This is a genomic window from Dactylosporangium sp. NPDC006015 (assembly GCF_040614215.1).
Lineage (GTDB): Bacteria > Actinomycetota > Actinomycetes > Mycobacteriales > Micromonosporaceae > Dactylosporangium > Dactylosporangium maewongense.
Genome location: NZ_JBEXUD010000006.1, coordinates 218,599 through 233,047, shown reverse-complemented (window position 1 = coordinate 233,047; position 14,449 = coordinate 218,599). Strand labels below are relative to the sequence as shown.

Annotated in this window: 11 protein-coding genes; 4 read left to right on the top strand and 7 right to left on the bottom strand. The window is 72.4% G+C overall.

The features are described from left to right. Window positions 1-355: 355 nt before the first annotated feature. Window positions 356-556 (bottom strand): hypothetical protein, encoded by a 201-nt coding sequence (locus ABZ321_RS13460; protein WP_354891076.1) that lies wholly within the window; start codon window positions 554-556, stop codon window positions 356-358. Window positions 557-781: 225 nt separating this feature from the next. Here ABZ321_RS13460 and ABZ321_RS13455 point away from each other — a divergent pair, with 225 nt between their 5' ends. Beyond that, window positions 782-1,894: a crosslink repair DNA glycosylase YcaQ family protein gene (locus tag ABZ321_RS13455; RefSeq protein ID WP_354891075.1), complete on the top strand. Its 1,113-nt coding sequence runs from the start codon at window positions 782-784 to the stop codon at window positions 1,892-1,894. 14 nt (window positions 1,895-1,908) lie between these two features. Here the strand turns inward: ABZ321_RS13455 and ABZ321_RS13450 are convergent, their stop codons facing one another. Beyond that, window positions 1,909-3,519: a TerD family protein gene (locus ABZ321_RS13450; RefSeq protein WP_354891074.1), complete on the bottom strand. Its 1,611-nt coding sequence runs from the start codon at window positions 3,517-3,519 to the stop codon at window positions 1,909-1,911. A gap of 104 nt (window positions 3,520-3,623) precedes the next feature. Between ABZ321_RS13450 and ABZ321_RS13445 the strand changes: the two genes are divergently transcribed. Then, window positions 3,624-4,544, top strand: coding sequence for a hypothetical protein (locus ABZ321_RS13445; protein WP_354891073.1), 921 nt, complete (start codon window positions 3,624-3,626; stop codon window positions 4,542-4,544). Window positions 4,545-4,666: 122 nt separating this feature from the next. Continuing rightward, complete coding sequence (locus tag ABZ321_RS13440) at window positions 4,667-7,267, top strand: glycosyl hydrolase family 18 protein (RefSeq protein WP_354891072.1); 2,601 nt, start codon at window positions 4,667-4,669, stop codon at window positions 7,265-7,267. 45 nt (window positions 7,268-7,312) lie between these two features. On the opposite strand, the gene ABZ321_RS13435 is transcribed toward ABZ321_RS13440, so the two are convergent. The 3 genes from ABZ321_RS13435 to ABZ321_RS13425 form a co-directional block, all read right to left on the bottom strand. Then, complete coding sequence (locus tag ABZ321_RS13435; protein ID WP_344501965.1) at window positions 7,313-8,164, bottom strand: alpha/beta hydrolase; 852 nt, start codon at window positions 8,162-8,164, stop codon at window positions 7,313-7,315. 27 nt (window positions 8,165-8,191) lie between these two features. After that, a complete protein-coding gene (locus ABZ321_RS13430; RefSeq protein WP_354891071.1) occupies window positions 8,192-9,511 on the bottom strand; it encodes a condensation domain-containing protein in 1,320 nt (439 codons plus the stop codon). A gap of 69 nt (window positions 9,512-9,580) precedes the next feature. Next, window positions 9,581-10,120 carry a hypothetical protein gene (locus ABZ321_RS13425; protein WP_354891070.1) on the bottom strand — a complete coding sequence of 180 codons (540 nt, stop codon included), beginning with the start codon at window positions 10,118-10,120 and terminating at the stop codon, window positions 9,581-9,583. Between the two features lie 111 nt (window positions 10,121-10,231). Here ABZ321_RS13425 and ABZ321_RS13420 point away from each other — a divergent pair, with 111 nt between their 5' ends. Beyond that, on the top strand, window positions 10,232-11,497 hold the full coding sequence (locus ABZ321_RS13420; protein WP_344501962.1) for an MFS transporter: 1,266 nt from the start codon (window positions 10,232-10,234) through the stop codon (window positions 11,495-11,497). 31 nt (window positions 11,498-11,528) lie between these two features. On the opposite strand, the gene ABZ321_RS13415 is transcribed toward ABZ321_RS13420, so the two are convergent. Together ABZ321_RS13415 and ABZ321_RS13410 are read right to left on the bottom strand one after the other, a co-directional pair. Further along, a complete protein-coding gene (locus ABZ321_RS13415; RefSeq protein ID WP_354891069.1) occupies window positions 11,529-12,641 on the bottom strand; it encodes a hypothetical protein in 1,113 nt (370 codons plus the stop codon). Between the two features lie 68 nt (window positions 12,642-12,709). Further along, on the bottom strand, window positions 12,710-14,290 hold the full coding sequence (locus ABZ321_RS13410; RefSeq protein WP_354891068.1) for a DUF4139 domain-containing protein: 1,581 nt from the start codon (window positions 14,288-14,290) through the stop codon (window positions 12,710-12,712). Between the last annotated feature and the right edge of the window lie 159 nt (window positions 14,291-14,449).

Genomic DNA, 14,449 nt, shown 5'->3' with positions numbered 1-14,449 from the left:
AAGCGGCGTTCGCTGACCGACGTCCACGAACTGAGCGCCCCACCAGGAACTGAGCGCCCACCAGGAACTGAGCGCCCACCAGGCGGCGCGCACCGGCCATCGACGCACACCGGGCGGCGGCGTCCACGAAACACGCCGTCCGCCGCGGACGGCGACGCCTGCCCGACGGGGACATTCACCAAGCGGCATGCACCGGCCAGCAGCGTCGACCAGGCAGCGCCCGCCGGACAGCGGCCGGCTCCTCCCGACCGGATAGCGACCCGCTCCTGGGCAGCGGCGCATACCCGGATGGGACAAAGCCAGGCCGCCGTGCCGGTCGGGCGGCGCGCACGGTCACGTCCATGAGGATGGCGTGCTAATTGTCTGGCTTTGAGGTGGTTTGGAAGATGGAGGCGGTCGCTGCTTGATCTTCGAATGTCGCCCGGGCGGCGGTGACCGCGGGCAGTTCGGCAAGCACCCGGGCGCACTCGCACAGGAAGGCGACGGTCTCCTCCGGTGGGACGACGAGCCAGTCGTCGGCGAGGCAGGGCAGGTAGACGGCGCCCAGGTCGCGCACGATCTGTGAGGAGTGCAGCCGCTGGCAGGCGCTCTCGCCGCCGGCGCTGGCGTTGACGCCGGGCGGGACGGCGCGGAAGGTGAGGGGGCCGGCCTGGCCATCGTGATGTTCAGGCTCACCGGTGTCCCCTGCGGTCGGAGCTGAGTCGGTTCACGGGTACACAGGCGGCCACGCGAGAAAGCCACCCAGGATGGGCAGCCAAGATCGAAGGGCTAGCCTCGCAGGGTGACGACGCACCGGATATCGATCGTTGAGGCGCGGCGGATCGCCGTGCGGGCGCAGCTGCTGGGCGGCGAGCGGCCGGCGGGGCTGCTCGAGACGGTGCGGCACCTGGCGCTGCTGCAGATCGACCCGACCGCCGCCATCGCGCCCACCGCGGACCTCGTGGCGTGGAGCAGGCTCGGCGCCGGCGGGTACGCGCCCGCGGAGCTGGTCGGGGCGTTGCAGCGCAGGGAGCTGATCGAGCTGGCGGCGACGGTCCGGCCGGCGGAGGACCTGGCGCTGTACACGGCGGAGATGGCGCTGCGCCGCGACGACGCGCCCGGGGCGTTCAAGTACCGGCGGCACCCGGAGTGGATGCGGGCCAACGACGCGTGCCGGAAGGACATCCTCGCCAGGCTGACGGCGGAGGGGCCGCTGCCGTCGCGGGCCATCCCCGACACGTGCGCGATGCCGTGGGCGTCGACGGGCTGGACCAACGACCAGAACGTCATCCGGCTGCTCGACCTGATGGCGGCGTGCGGTGAGGTGGCGGTCGCGGGGCGGCAGGGGCGGGACCGGCTGTGGGACCTGGCCGGGCGGGTGTACCCGGACCACCCGCCGGTGCCGGCGGAGGAGGTGGTCCGGCTGCGGGGCGAGCGGCGGCTGCGGGCGCTGGGCGTCGCGCGGGCGAAGACGACCGAGGTGCCGATCGAGCCGTGGGGCGTCGGCGACGTCGGCGAGCCGGCCGTGGTCGAGGGGGTCAAGGGCGTCTGGCGGGTCGACCCGGCGCAGCTGGAGCGCCTGGGCGAGCCCTTCGAGGGCAGGGCCGCGCTGCTGTCGCCGTTCGACCGGCTCATCCACGACCGGAAGCGGACCCTGGAGCTGTTCGGGTTCGACTACGGCCTGGAGATGTACAAGCCGGCCGCGAAACGCCGGTGGGGCTACTACGCGCTGCCGATCCTGGTCGGCGACCGGCTCGTCGGCAAGCTCGACGCCACCGCGGACCGGAAGCAGCGTGTCCTGCGGATCAACGCGGTCCACGAGGACGAGCCGTTCGACGCCGAGACGAGGGCAGCGGTCGACAAGGAGATCGAAGACCTCGCGACCTGGCAGGCCCTCGAAATCCAGCGCAGCTGAAGAAATCCAGGAAGTTAGATCCGGGCGCCCTTGGCGAGGTTGCAGCGGCGGCACAGCAGCTGCAGGTTGCCGACGCTGGTCGCGCCGCCGCGGCTCCACGGGATGACGTGGTCGAACTCGAGGTACTCGGTGGCCTGGCACTCCACGCACGCGCCGCCGTCGCGGCGCCACACCTCGGCCCGGATCGCCGGCGACACGGAGCGGGAGTCGCGCTGCGCCGGCGCCACCGCGGTGCGTTTCGCCACGCGCAGCACCCCGGTGAGCACGGCGGCCACGTACTCGGGGTCGCCGACCTCGTACGTGCCGCCGCCCCGGGAGGTGGTCGCGGCGACGACGACGGTGCTGTACTCGGGGCGCGCCTCGATGACCTTCGCCCAGACGAGGTCGGAGCCGGCGCTGTCGCCGACGAAGCGCAGCTTGGTGTTGGTGACGATCAGCCGGCCGCCGTCGCGCTTCGTGCCGCTGGCCAGCTGCCGTACCCGCGTCGCCGGCACCTCCAGGTGCAGGATCTCCTCCGCGTCGAGGTGCAGGGTGCTGGAGGTGACCCGGGGCACCTCGCCGCCGCTGATCAGCCCGAGCTCCAGGCCGCGCCGCAGCCGGCGGCGCATCTGGCTGATCGCGGGGTCGACGACGCCGAGCGCGCGGACCGCGTCGTCGAAGGCGTCCATCTCGTGCTGCTCGATCACCTCGTCCGCGAACGCGAACGTCAGCAGCTGGTGCAGGTGGTGCAGGGCGACGGGGCGCAGCGTCTCGCGGCCGGCGTCCTCGCGCACCCGGTGGTAGCGCAGCTCGGCCCACAGCTCCGACCAGGCCGGCTCGGCCGTGCCGGTGGCGGCGAGGACCCGGGTCGCCCTGGCCCGCCACACGTTGAGCACGTTGGCGATCTCGGGGTCGCACCGGCGGCAGGTGGACGGTATGCCGGCGTAGCTGCGGTACTTCGGCCCGCCGCACCGGCCGCAGACCGCCGGCGTGTCGTGGATGAGCGGAACCGTCTGCATCGTCCACTCGGTGCCGTTCCACCACCGCAGCAGCGAAGGGTCACGAGGTGCGACGTACCAGTCGGGGCGCGGGCGCTCCGCCGGCAACGCACCCGACGCCTCGGCGACGGAGTCGTCAGCGTCGACCGAGACGCCGTAGTCGGTCGCCAGGCCCGCGAGGCCGGAGGACCAGCCCTGCCCGACGGCGCGGAACTTCCACCTGCCCTGCCGCCGGTAGAACTCGCCGAACACCATCGCGGTGACCGGCTCCACGTCGCGGACGGGGAACCGCGCGACGACCTGCCCGCGGCGGCCCTTCACGGTGACCTCGAGGCCGGGCACGGTGTCGAACGTGCCGTCGTCCATCGACCCCGCGATGACGACGCTCGCCACGTCCGCGGGGACCCGGGCCAGGTCGACCGCGAGGGTCGCCGCGCGCGGGCCGTCGGCGCTGAGCGACACCGCGCCGGTGGCGTCCCGCGGCTGGTTGTAGAAGACGAAGTCGGCGTCGCCGCGCACCTTGCCGCCCTCGCCGACCAGCAGCGCGCACGCGTCGACGGTCGCGCCGGCGCGCCAGGCCACGAGGGCCGTGACCGCCGTCTCGTCGATCGCGGTGTTCGCACCGCGGGCAAGTGCTGCGGTCGTCATGCGGGGCCACCTCCGGGGCGTGAGCGTAGCGACACGGTATCTCGCAGTCGATCATCGCGTCATACTCCCGACCGTCCACTTTGGAGAAGGTAGGCTTCGCCGGCATGGAGCCGTTCCCGCTGCCGCCGTGCGAGCCCGGCGGGACGGATCCGTCCGCCGCGATCGAGGCCTGGGTCGCCTCGCCCCAGATGCGCGAGCTCGTGGCCAGGTTCGGTGGTGCGGTGCCCGACGCGCCGGCGCGGGAGGCGCTGGACCACGTCACGGAATTCTCGAAGGTCTGGGACTTCAGGGCCGGGACGAAGGAGCGGTTCGACACCGCCCGCGTCGGCTACGGCGCGGACGACGAGCGGATCCGCGACCTCATCCACGCCCTCGGCAACGGCGGCCGCCCGAAGCCCGTCCATGAGCACTACGACCACGTCGTCGTCCTCGGCGGCGGCATCCGGGTCACCCTCGGCCGCGTCGACTTCACGGCGAGGCTGCTCCGCAGCGGCACGACGGCCGCGACCGTCGCCGGGCTGGGCAGCCTGCGGCACCGCGACGACCGGGAGCACCGGGAAGGCCTCCGCCTCGGCCTCGGCGAGCTGGAGACCGAGGCCGACATGATGACGGCCGCGCTGCGCCGGTTCCTCGACCTGCCGGAGCCGGCGAGGACCGAGACCGGCGACGGCTGGTGGCACCAGACGTGGCCGGACGGCGGCATCCACGTCCTGGCGGCCGCGTCGACCCGGCTCCCGCTGCGGGCCAGCACCGCCTGCACCCTGATCGGCTGGGCCGAGCACGTCAGCAGGCCCCTGCGGACGGACCGGGTGCTGCTGGTGACCAACGACCCCTACGTGCGGCACCAGCACTGCGACGCGGTCCGGCTGCTCGGCCTCACGTACGGCTGCGGCATCGAGACCATCGGCATGGACGACCTCGCGACGGCCGAGTGGGGGCGCCCCCTGGCGACCACCGAGCTGCTCCAGGAGGTCCGGTCCTCGATCCTCGCGATGCGCAACCTGTACAGCGCAGTCAAACAGTAAACGAAAGAAATAAGTCGCGTACTAAGGCTCCGCTAAGGCTGGCTCTTGCGCACCCTCGTCGATGCCGTTATACATCTAGGACACTTTACTGTTAACTTTATTAACGGTTGGCGGAGGGTTCTATGCGACGACGCACCCTGCACCTCTTGTCCGCCGCGACGGCGGCCCTCGTGGCCGCGTCCGCGGCGTTCTTCGTGACCACCGCCAACGCGGAGGTCGACCACGCTGCCTGCCGCCCGGACGGGCTCTACCCGACCGCGGGCGTCACCGTGCCGTACTGCAAGGTCTACGACACCAACGGCCGGGAGAACCTGGGCGCCGACCACGGCCGCCGGATCATCGGCTACTTCACCAGCTGGCGGACCGGCAAGAACGGCGCGCCCGCGTACCTGGCCAGCAACATCCCGTGGGACAAGATCACCCACATCAACTACGCGTTCGCGCACGTCGACGGCGCCAACAAGATCTCGGTCGGCACGCCGACGGCGGCGAACAACGCGGCGACGAACATGACGTGGCCCGGCGTCGCCGGCGCGGAGATGGACCCGGCCTACTCGTACACCGGCCACTTCAACCTGCTCAACAAGTTCAAGAAGCAGCACCCGGCGGTCAAGACGCTGATCAGCGTCGGCGGCTGGGCCGAGACCGGCGGGTTCTTCAACGACAACGGCGACCGGGTCGACTCCGGCGGCTTCTACCGGATGACGACCAACGCCGACAACAGCATCAACACCGCCGGCATCAACACCTTCGCCGACTCGGTCGTGACGTTCCTGCGCACGTACGGCTTCGACGGCGTCGACATCGACTACGAGTACCCGACGTCGAACGCGAAGGCCGGCAACCCGCTCGACTTCGCCCAGGCGGACGCGAAGCGGGCCGGGCTCAACGCCTCCTACCACCTGCTGATGAAGACGCTGCGGGAGAAGCTCGACGCGGCCGCCGCGGCGGACGGCAAGTACTACATGGTGACCGTCGCCGCGCCCGCCTCCGGCTGGCTGCTGCGCGGCCTGGAGTCCTACCAGGCGCTGCAGTACCTCGACTACGTCAACATCATGTCCTACGACCTGCACGGCTCGTGGAACCACTTCGTCGGCCCGAACGCGGCGCTGTACGACAACGGCGACGACGCCGAGCTGTCCCAGGGCGGCGTGTACGGCGCGTACTCCAACATCGGTTACCTGAACACGGACTGGGCGTACCACTACTTCCGCGGCGCGATGCAGTCCGGCCGGATAAACATCGGCGTCCCGTACTACACCCGGGGCTGGCGCGGCGTGACAGGCGGCACCAACGGCCTGTGGGGACGCGCGGCGCTGCCCGACCAGACGAAGTGCCCGGCGGGCACCGGCGGGGCCATCGGCTCGACGACCCCGTGCGGCAACGGCGCGGTCGGCATCGACAACCTGTGGCACGACGAAGAGCTCAACGCCGAGGTGCCGGCCGGCGCCAACCCGATGTGGCACGCGAAGAACCTGCAGGAGGGGCGGGCCGGTGACTACCTGGAGGCCTACGGGCTGACCCCGGCCACCGACCCGGAGGACCGCATCACCGGCACGTACACCCGCAACTACTCCAGCGCCCTCGTCGCGCCGTGGCTGTGGAACGCGCAGAAGCAGGTGTTCCTGTCCACCGAGGACGACCAGTCGCTCGGTACCAAGGCCGACTACGTCGTGAACAAGGGCATCGGCGGCGTCATGATCTGGGAGCTCGCCGGCGACTACGCGTGGGACGCGGCCCGCAACGAGTGGTACATGGGCAACACGCTGACGAACCTGCTCTACGACAAGTTCAAGACCGCCGCACCGTACGGCGCGAAGAAGGCCAACATCACGCTGCCGACGCAGACGCTCAACGTCGGGGTGCAGATGGGCGGGTTCGCGCTGGGTGACAACAACTACCCGATCAACCCCGAGCTGCGGCTGATCAACAACACCGGTGCGGCGATCCCGGCCGGCTCGCAGCTGGAGTTCGACTACCCGACCACCGCGCCCGGCAACCTCGGCCAGCAGTCCGGCTGGGCGCTGACCACCGTGTCGACCGGCCACACCGGCAGCAACGTCGGCGGCCTCAAGGGCGACTTCCACCGGGTGCGGCTCAACGTGCCGGCGATCGCCGCGGGCTCCTACGCCGAGGTGACGCTCAACTACCAGCTGCCGATCTCGGGCCCGTCGAACTTCACGCTCACCATCGGCGGCCAGACCTACGCGCTCGCCGCCGACTACGGCCGCGGCGGCACCGCGCCGACCGTCTCCCCCACCGTCTCGGGCAACCCGTCGACCGGCACCTGCACGGCGCCGCCGTGGGCGGCGGGCACGGTGTACACCGGCGGGAACCTGGTGTCGCACAACGGCCACACGTGGAAGGCGCAGTGGTGGACGCAGGGTGACACCCCGGGCACCAACGCGGTCTGGGTCGACCAGGGCGTCTGCTCCGGCACGTCCCCGACCGCCTCGCCGAGCGCGAGCAAGAGCCCGAGCACGTCCCCGAGCACCTCGCCCAGCGCGAGCACGTCGCCGAGCAGGAGCCCGAGCACGTCGCCGAGCACGTCCACGGGCGCCGGGTGCGCGGGCCTGCCGGTGTGGAACGCGGGCACGGCGTACAGCGGCAACACCGTCGTGCAGTACAGCGGCCGCAAGTACCGCGCGAAGTGGTGGACGCAGGGCGAGAACCCGACGACCACCGGCCAGTGGGGCGTCTGGGAGGACCAGGGCGCCTGCTGATGACCGGGTCGTGCCGGGCCCTTCGGTAAGGCCCGGCACGACCCTTCAGGCGTGCGTCATGGCGGTGGCGCCGATGAACTCCATCGTCGCCGCCACCACCTCCTTCGGGTGGGTCCACGGAATGCCGTGCGGGGCACCCCGCAGCGTGATGAGGCGGGCGTCGGGCAGCATCGGCTGCAGGCGCCCGCCCGTCGCCGCGTAGGGCAGGACGCGGTCCTGGTCGCCCTGCACGATGAGCACCGGCACGTCGATGCGCGGCAGGTCGGGGCGGAAGTCGGTCAGCCAGGCGGCGACGCAGTCGTGGGTGCCCTTCGCGGAGCCCCGCGCGCCGATCTCCCAGTGCGCCCGGAACGCCTCCTCGCTCACCAGCGTGCCCCGGTTCTCGTCCCAGTTGAAGAACGCCTCGCAGAACTTCGTGAGGTACGCGAAGCGGTCCTCCAGGATCGCGGCCTGGATGCCGTCGAACACGCTGCGGTCCACACCCTCGGGGTTGTCGGCGGTCTTGAGCAGGAACGGCGCGAGCGGCGCGAGCAGCACCGCCCGCGCCACCCGCCGGGAGTCACGGGTGCCGAGGTAGCGGGTCACCTCCCCGGTGCCCATCGAGTGACCGATGAGCACGGCGTCGCGCAGGTCGAGCTTCGTCATCAGCGCGTCGAGGTCGGCGGCGAGCGTGTCGTAGTCGTAGCCGGTCGACGGCTGCGACGAGTTGCCGAAGCCGCGGCGGTCGTACGTGATCACCCGGTGCCCGCTCGCCAGCAGCGGGATCGACAGCTTCTCCCAGGTGGCGCCGTTGAACGGGAAGCCGTGGATCAGCACGACCGGGCGGCCGGCGCCGTGGTCCTCGTAGTACAGGTCGATGGGGCCGGCGTTCTCCGTCCCGACGGTGATGTAAGGCATGCGGGTCAGTGCCCGTTCCCGCGCGGATTACGCCACCGGCTGGCCGGCGGCGTCCACGACGAACGCCTCCATCTCGTGCAGCAGCGCCCGCAGGTCCGGCAGGGACAGGAACCGGGTCTTGACGTCGACGGTCAGCTGGACCACGTCCGGCACGTCCTCGACGACGATCATGAGCTTCGGCCCCAGGGACCGCAGCGGCTCCTCCGACAACACCCGCGTCTCGGCGGGCACCGGCGCCGCCGGGCCGGCCGGCCGGGGCGTGCGCCGGTCGTTGTAGATGCAGGTGAGGTCGAGCTCCTCGCCGCGCTCCCGGCTGACCCGCTCGGTGAGCGCCGCGCGGGCCGCCGGGTCGTAGTAGGCGTACTTCGACGCGCTCATCGACGCCGTCCGGGCCCGGGCGATCGCCTCGTCGGGGCTCACCCCGGCGACGTCGAGGACGCACAGCCCGTCCTGGGTGATCGGGCTGACCACGTCGCGCAGCGCCGGCCGGAAGCGGTTGCTGATGATGTTGATCGCGACGAACGGGCCGGTGCCGGGCCGCAGCCGTTCGAGGCCGGCGGCGAAGGCGGCGAGCAGCACCCACGCCGGGTCGGCGCCGAGCCGGGCCGACACCGCCTCGGCGGCCAGGTGCATGGCGCGGGACCGCCACCGCAGCCGGCAGAACACCGGCGCCCCGCGGTCGGCGGGGGCGTCGAACATCGACGCCGGGATGGCGCGCAGGTGCGACTCCCAGTAGCGCATCGCCGCGGCGGTCTGCCGGGTCATCGCCGGCTCCTGCTGGAGGCGGACCAGGTCGAGCGGCTGGGGCGCCTCGTAGGGGCCGGCCGGCTCGCCGGTGACCTGGTCCCGCCCGGCCAGCTCCCGCATCATCACGGCGACCCCGCCGAGGTCGGCGGCGATGTGGCACATCAGCGCCACCACGTGCGTGACGGCGCCGTGCTGCCGGACCACGCCCATGCGCAGCGGCCACTCGCGCTCGTAGTCGAACTTGCGCTCCCGCCACCGGGTGGCGAGGTCCTCGGCGACCGCCGCCGGGTCGTCGTCATCGGCCGCGTCGAGCACCACCAGGGCGGTCTCGCCGGAGCCGGACACCTCCTGCGTCACCGTCCCGTCGTCCGCGAAGCGCAGCAGCGTCCGCATCGCCGCGTAGCGGCACATGAAGAAGCGCAGCTCAGCCGCGTAGTCCTCGGCGGTCCGCCCGCCGGTGACGGGCATCGCACCGCCCATGCTCATCGACGAGTCGATCTCGACCATCGCCGCCCACACCTGCCGCTGCCCCCAGGCGAGGGGGCCGGCACCGGCGCCGGGCCCCTCGAACCGCACGACGATCCGCGTCTCAGCATCCACGGAAGTTGATGTTGGCACAGGCGGCCGGGATTGAGATCCGCCGTTCGGTGACTGATGGCCGACCGGCCGTTACAGCGTCTCCGCCTCGGCCTGCGCGATCAGCTCCAGGGAGTCCTCCCGGCCGAGGCGCTGCTCGCACAGGTACCCGAACACCGACCATGTGGTGTCGATCACCACCTGCTCCGGAAACGCGCGGATCTCGTCCTCGTGGCCGAGCTGGGCGCGGATGAGCGCCACCGCCGCGTCCTGGTCGACCTCGACGTCGCGGGCCATGACCGCGACGTAGTCGGCGATCGCGTCGGGCGGGGTGTCCTCGTCGAACAGGCTGCACACGGCGAGCCGGATCGCGGCGGCCAGGACCTCGGGGTCCTTGTCGGCGTGCCGGTCGTGCTCCTGCGACTCGTCGGCGACCTGCTCGGCCGCGTCGTGGTCCCCGTTGAGCAGCGCCGCCACCACGGCACCGACCCGCGACCGCGGCTGCCAGCCGTCGCCGTCCCCGGCGCCGTCACCGGCCCCGTCCGCCGCCGTGCTCTCCGCCGTGCCCTCGGCCGCGCCGACCGGGTCCACCGGCGTGCCCGCGGCCGTGTCACTCCCCCACTCACTCCCCATGACCATGACTGTAGCCAAGGGACGCTCGGGACCCGACCGCGCTCCGTGGCCGAGGCGCTCCCTCATCGACAAACCTCCACATAGACGGGTCTCAGGCCGTAAGCTGCCGCCATGGCCGTGACGAGCCGCCACGTGCGCCGCCTCTACCTCACACTGGTGCTGCTCAACACCCTCGCCGTCACGTTCATCTGGGGCATCAACTCGCTGCTGCTGTTCGAGGCGGGGCTGAGCAACACCGAGGCCCTCGCCGCCAACGCGTGCTTCACGCTCGGCTACGCCGTGTTCGAGATCCCCACCGGGTCGATCGCCGACACGTGGGGGCGTCGGGCGTCGTACCTGCTGGGCGGCGGCACCCTGGCGGTCACGACGCTGCTGTACTGGCTGGCCTGGCGCCTGCACGCCGGGGTGTGGGTATGGGCGGGGGTGTCGGTCGTCCTCGCGGTCGGCTTCACGTTCTTCTCCGGCGCCACCGAGGCGTGGCTGGTCGACGCGCTGCACCACCTGCGGTACGACGGCCGGCTGGAGCAGGTGTTCGCGCGGGGGCAGGTGGCGGCCGGGATCGGCACCCTCGCCGGTTCGCTCGGCGGCGCGTACGTGGCGCAGGCGACCGACGTCGGCGTCCCGTTCCTCGTCCGGGCCGCGCTGCTGCTGACGCTCACCGTGGTCGCGTGGCGGGTCATGCACGACATCGGGTTCACACCCCGGCGGGGCAGCGGGCCGGTGAAGGACGTCCGGCGGGTGCTGACGGAGTCGGTGCGGCACGGCTGGGGGCGGCCGGCGGTGCGCTGGGTCATGCTCGGCTCGATGGTCGCCGCCGGGGTCGGCTACTACGTCGCGTTCACCATGAAGCCCTACCTGCTGCAGCTCGCCGGTGACAGGCGCGCCTACGGCCTGCTCGGCATCGCGGCGGCCGCCAACGCCGCGGCGCAGACCGTCGGCGGCCTGCTCGCGATGGCGTTCCAGTCGCTGTTCCGGTGGCGGATGTCGGTGGTCATCGCCGGGGTGGCGCTCAACGGCGCGCTGCTCGCCGGGTTCGGGCTGGCGGGTGGTGTACCGCTCGCGATCGCCCTCCTCGCGCTGCACAGCATGGTGTCCGCGGCGATCCTGCCGTCGCGGCAGGCGTACCTCAACGGCCTGCTGCCGTCGGACCGGCGGGCCACTGTGCTGTCGTTCGACTCGCTCGTCGCCAGCAGCGGCGGCGTGGTGACCCAGCCGGGGCTGGGCCGGGCCGCCGACCTGTGGGGCTACCCGACCTCGTTCGTGCTGGGCGGCCTGCTGCAGGTGATGGCGCTGCCGATGCTGTTCCTGGCCCGCCGGCACGAGGTCACGGCGGCGACCCGGACCGAGCCGGCGGAGGCGGTGCCGCAGCGCTCGTGAATGGGCGCACGCTCGGCACCCTCCGCCGCCGTCAGGTCGTGGCCGACACGACGGAGCGGACGTAGTCCTCGAACTCCACGACCGAGTCGCCGGTCCACACCATGCCGTGCTCGCGGATGATGAACCAGTTCGTCGACTTCTGCCGCAGCTCCCGGAAGAACTGCCGGCCCGCGGCGAAGCGCCCGCCCTCGATCCGCGTGTCGGAGACGAGGTCGCGGTGGCGCCGCCCGCGGGTCAGCTCCCGGTGGTGGAAGTGCACGAGGAGCCGCGGCCGCCGGCCCTGCATGGCCATCAGGCCGCTCAGCATCAGGAACTCGGGCGCGTCGGAGCTCGGCAGGCGCTCCCCCGTGTAGGTGAGGCTCTGCGTCCCCTCGTCGAACGAGGTGATCAGGTCGTAGTCGGCGGCGGTCATCCGCGACTTGTCGGTGACCGTCTGGGACACCAGCCAGTGCCCGTCGTGCGTGAACATGATCGAGCCGTCGGTGTAGGGCTTGCGCTGCCACAGGTGGTGGTCGCGGTGGATGCGGGCCAGCTCCGCGACCTCCCCGGCGTGCCGCACACGCAGCCGGTCGAGCACCGCCCGGTCGCCCGGGTCGACGCTCTGCGTCGGGTGGTACTTGACCCGGACCGTCTCACCGATCGCGTTGGCGTGCACGTCCTGCCACGTGTTGGTGCGCAGCCCCCGGGCCAGGTCGAGGTGGTCGGGGTAGATCGCGTTGATGTCGAGCGCGTCGCACAGCTGCGGCACGACGGTGCGGGCCAGGGCGTAGTCGGGCCCGTCCTCGTTCGTCTCGGTCAGCGGGTACGCCGAGATGATGTTGGTCCTGGCGCCGGTCGCGGCGAGCGCCGCGAGGTAGTGCTGCTCCTCCGGCGACATCAGCAGCGGGTTCGTCGGCCCGTAGATGACATACGTGACGCCGCCCGGCCGCTCCTGCGGCAGCTTGCCGAAGGCGAGGGGCTCGGCGGTCACGCCGTACTCGCGGTGCAGCGCGCGGAACGCCGGCTGGATGATCTCCCGCAGCGCCCAGTCGCTGTGCGGTGAGGCCGGGTTCAGGACATAGCGATAGTGCAGCTCAGCGATATTGCGCTTGTACCGGAAGTCGTAAGCACGCAGCGGCGGGGCGGAAGTCATCGAAGTGACCACCCAGTGCACTGTACATCGACGGGCCCCTGCCGCGCTCTCCCCCGCTACTTGCGCCGCCCCGGCGGTCGCTACTCGCGCCAGCCCGACAGCTCGGCGCCCTTGGCGGTCTCGACGCGGTAGCCGAGCCGCACCGTCTGGCTCTGCCCCTCGGGCACGACCAGGCGCCAGGTGAGGACGCCGAGGTCGGTGCGCTCCGCCGGCGGCGGCTCCAGGACGGTCTCCCTGACGGTGATCGTGTCGTGGCGGGCGACCGGCACCTGGTCGAGCACGGTGATCCGCACCGGGCGGCCCGTGTAGTTGCCGACGGTGGTGCGGTATTCGACCTCGCGGCGCCGGCTGGAGCCCAGCGTCGCCTTGGTCGCGGTGCGGCGGGTCAGCTCCCGCTCGACCCGGACCCGGTCGTCGAGGCCGAGCGCCAGCTCCAGCTCCTCCCCGGGCGCCCACGTCGACAGGGCGGTCTTGCTGACGAAGTCGGCCTCGTGGAAGACGGCCGCCTGCCCGGGCGGCAGCGTGTGCTGCGACGTGTTGGTCACCTTCGCCCGCAGGTGCACGTCGATGGAGTGCGACGGCGCGACGACGTGGTCGAGCTGGCTGCCGAGGTCGAGCACCAGCACCGTCGCGCGGGACGTGGTGCCGTCGGCGGGCACCGGGACCGCGCGGGCCGGGCGGTAGGTGGCCGCGACCGGCCCCTCCTCGACCCTGGCCTGCGCGATCTCGACCTCCGCGAACCCGTCGAACTGCTCCTTCGCCATCGCGCGGGGCGCCGGGGCCATCGCGGGCGCGGGAGCGCCACCGGGCGCGGCGCCGTAGGCCGCGAACGACTGCATCGGCGGCCTCGGCGGTGGCGGCATCAGCAGGTCGAGGTACCAGGGCTGCAGCTCGGGGATCCCGACGACGCCGGACGGGCGGGCCGTCGACAGCGCCAGCTCGCACTCCGGCCAGTCCTCGCCGGTGTGCTGCTCGACCAGGCCGAACCAGGTCAGGCGCAGCGTCTCGCCGGTGAGCCGCACGTCGTAGGTGGAGCGCCAGCCGGCGTCGGGCACCTGGTACGACAGGTCCAGCTGGACCGGCCCGGCCGCCGACACGGCGAGCGCGACGACCGCGTAGTGCGCGTCCGGCTCCCGTTTGCCCGACAGGTCCAGCAGCTGCCGGTCTAGGGCGGCGATCCGGTCGGCGGCCCGGGTGCGCCGGCGCTGCAGGTCGCGGACGCCGGCCAGGACCGACGACAGCTCGCCGCCCATCGTGGCGGTGAACGCGGTGACCGTCTCCGCGGCGGCGTCGCCGGTGGCGAGGGCCCGCGCGTAGGCGCCGCTGGCCCGCTCGCCGAGGGTCGTCAGGAACGCCTGCCGCTGCCGCAGGACCGTCTCGGTGTCCGCGATCTCGGCCAGCTCGTCCTCGAGCGCGCGCCGCTCCTCCTGGACGGCCGTCACGGTGCCGTCGGACGGCTCGGCGTGGCGCTTGAGCACCACGTCGACGCCGAGGACGGTCGCCGGGCCGCGCCCGCTGACCCGGACCGAGTCGGTGTCCATGCCCATCGGCAGCGGGCCGATCTCGACGAGCTGCTCGCCGGCCTCGAGGGTGGCCTGGCCGCGCCGGGTGACGCGGGCCTGCCGGGGATAGACGGTGACCGCGACGATCTCGTTCTGCACCTCCCGCACGGTAACGCATGCCGTCACCACCGCCACCGCCGTTCGGGGCATGGCGGGTGACCGTTCCGCCCGCCGGCGCGCCACCGTTCGGCGCGGGTCGGCGACACGCCGCGCGGTGCGGCCGGGTTCCGCGGCGCGGTGGGTTCACAATCGCCTCCC

Bases quoted from the DNA above. Each gene is read 5' to 3' on its own strand.
- ABZ321_RS13450 (WP_354891074.1), bottom strand. From the start codon at position 3,519: ATGACGACCGCAGCACTTGCCCGCGGTGCGAACACCGCGATCGACGAG.
- ABZ321_RS13445 (WP_354891073.1), top strand. From the start codon at position 3,624: ATGGAGCCGTTCCCGCTGCCGCCGTGCGAGCCCGGCGGGACGGATCCG.
- ABZ321_RS13440 (WP_354891072.1), top strand. From the start codon at position 4,667: ATGCGACGACGCACCCTGCACCTCTTGTCCGCCGCGACGGCGGCCCTC.
- ABZ321_RS13435 (WP_344501965.1), bottom strand. From the start codon at position 8,164: ATGCCTTACATCACCGTCGGGACGGAGAACGCCGGCCCCATCGACCTG.
- ABZ321_RS13425 (WP_354891070.1), bottom strand. From the start codon at position 10,120: ATGGGGAGTGAGTGGGGGAGTGACACGGCCGCGGGCACGCCGGTGGAC.
- ABZ321_RS13420 (WP_344501962.1), top strand. From the start codon at position 10,232: ATGGCCGTGACGAGCCGCCACGTGCGCCGCCTCTACCTCACACTGGTG.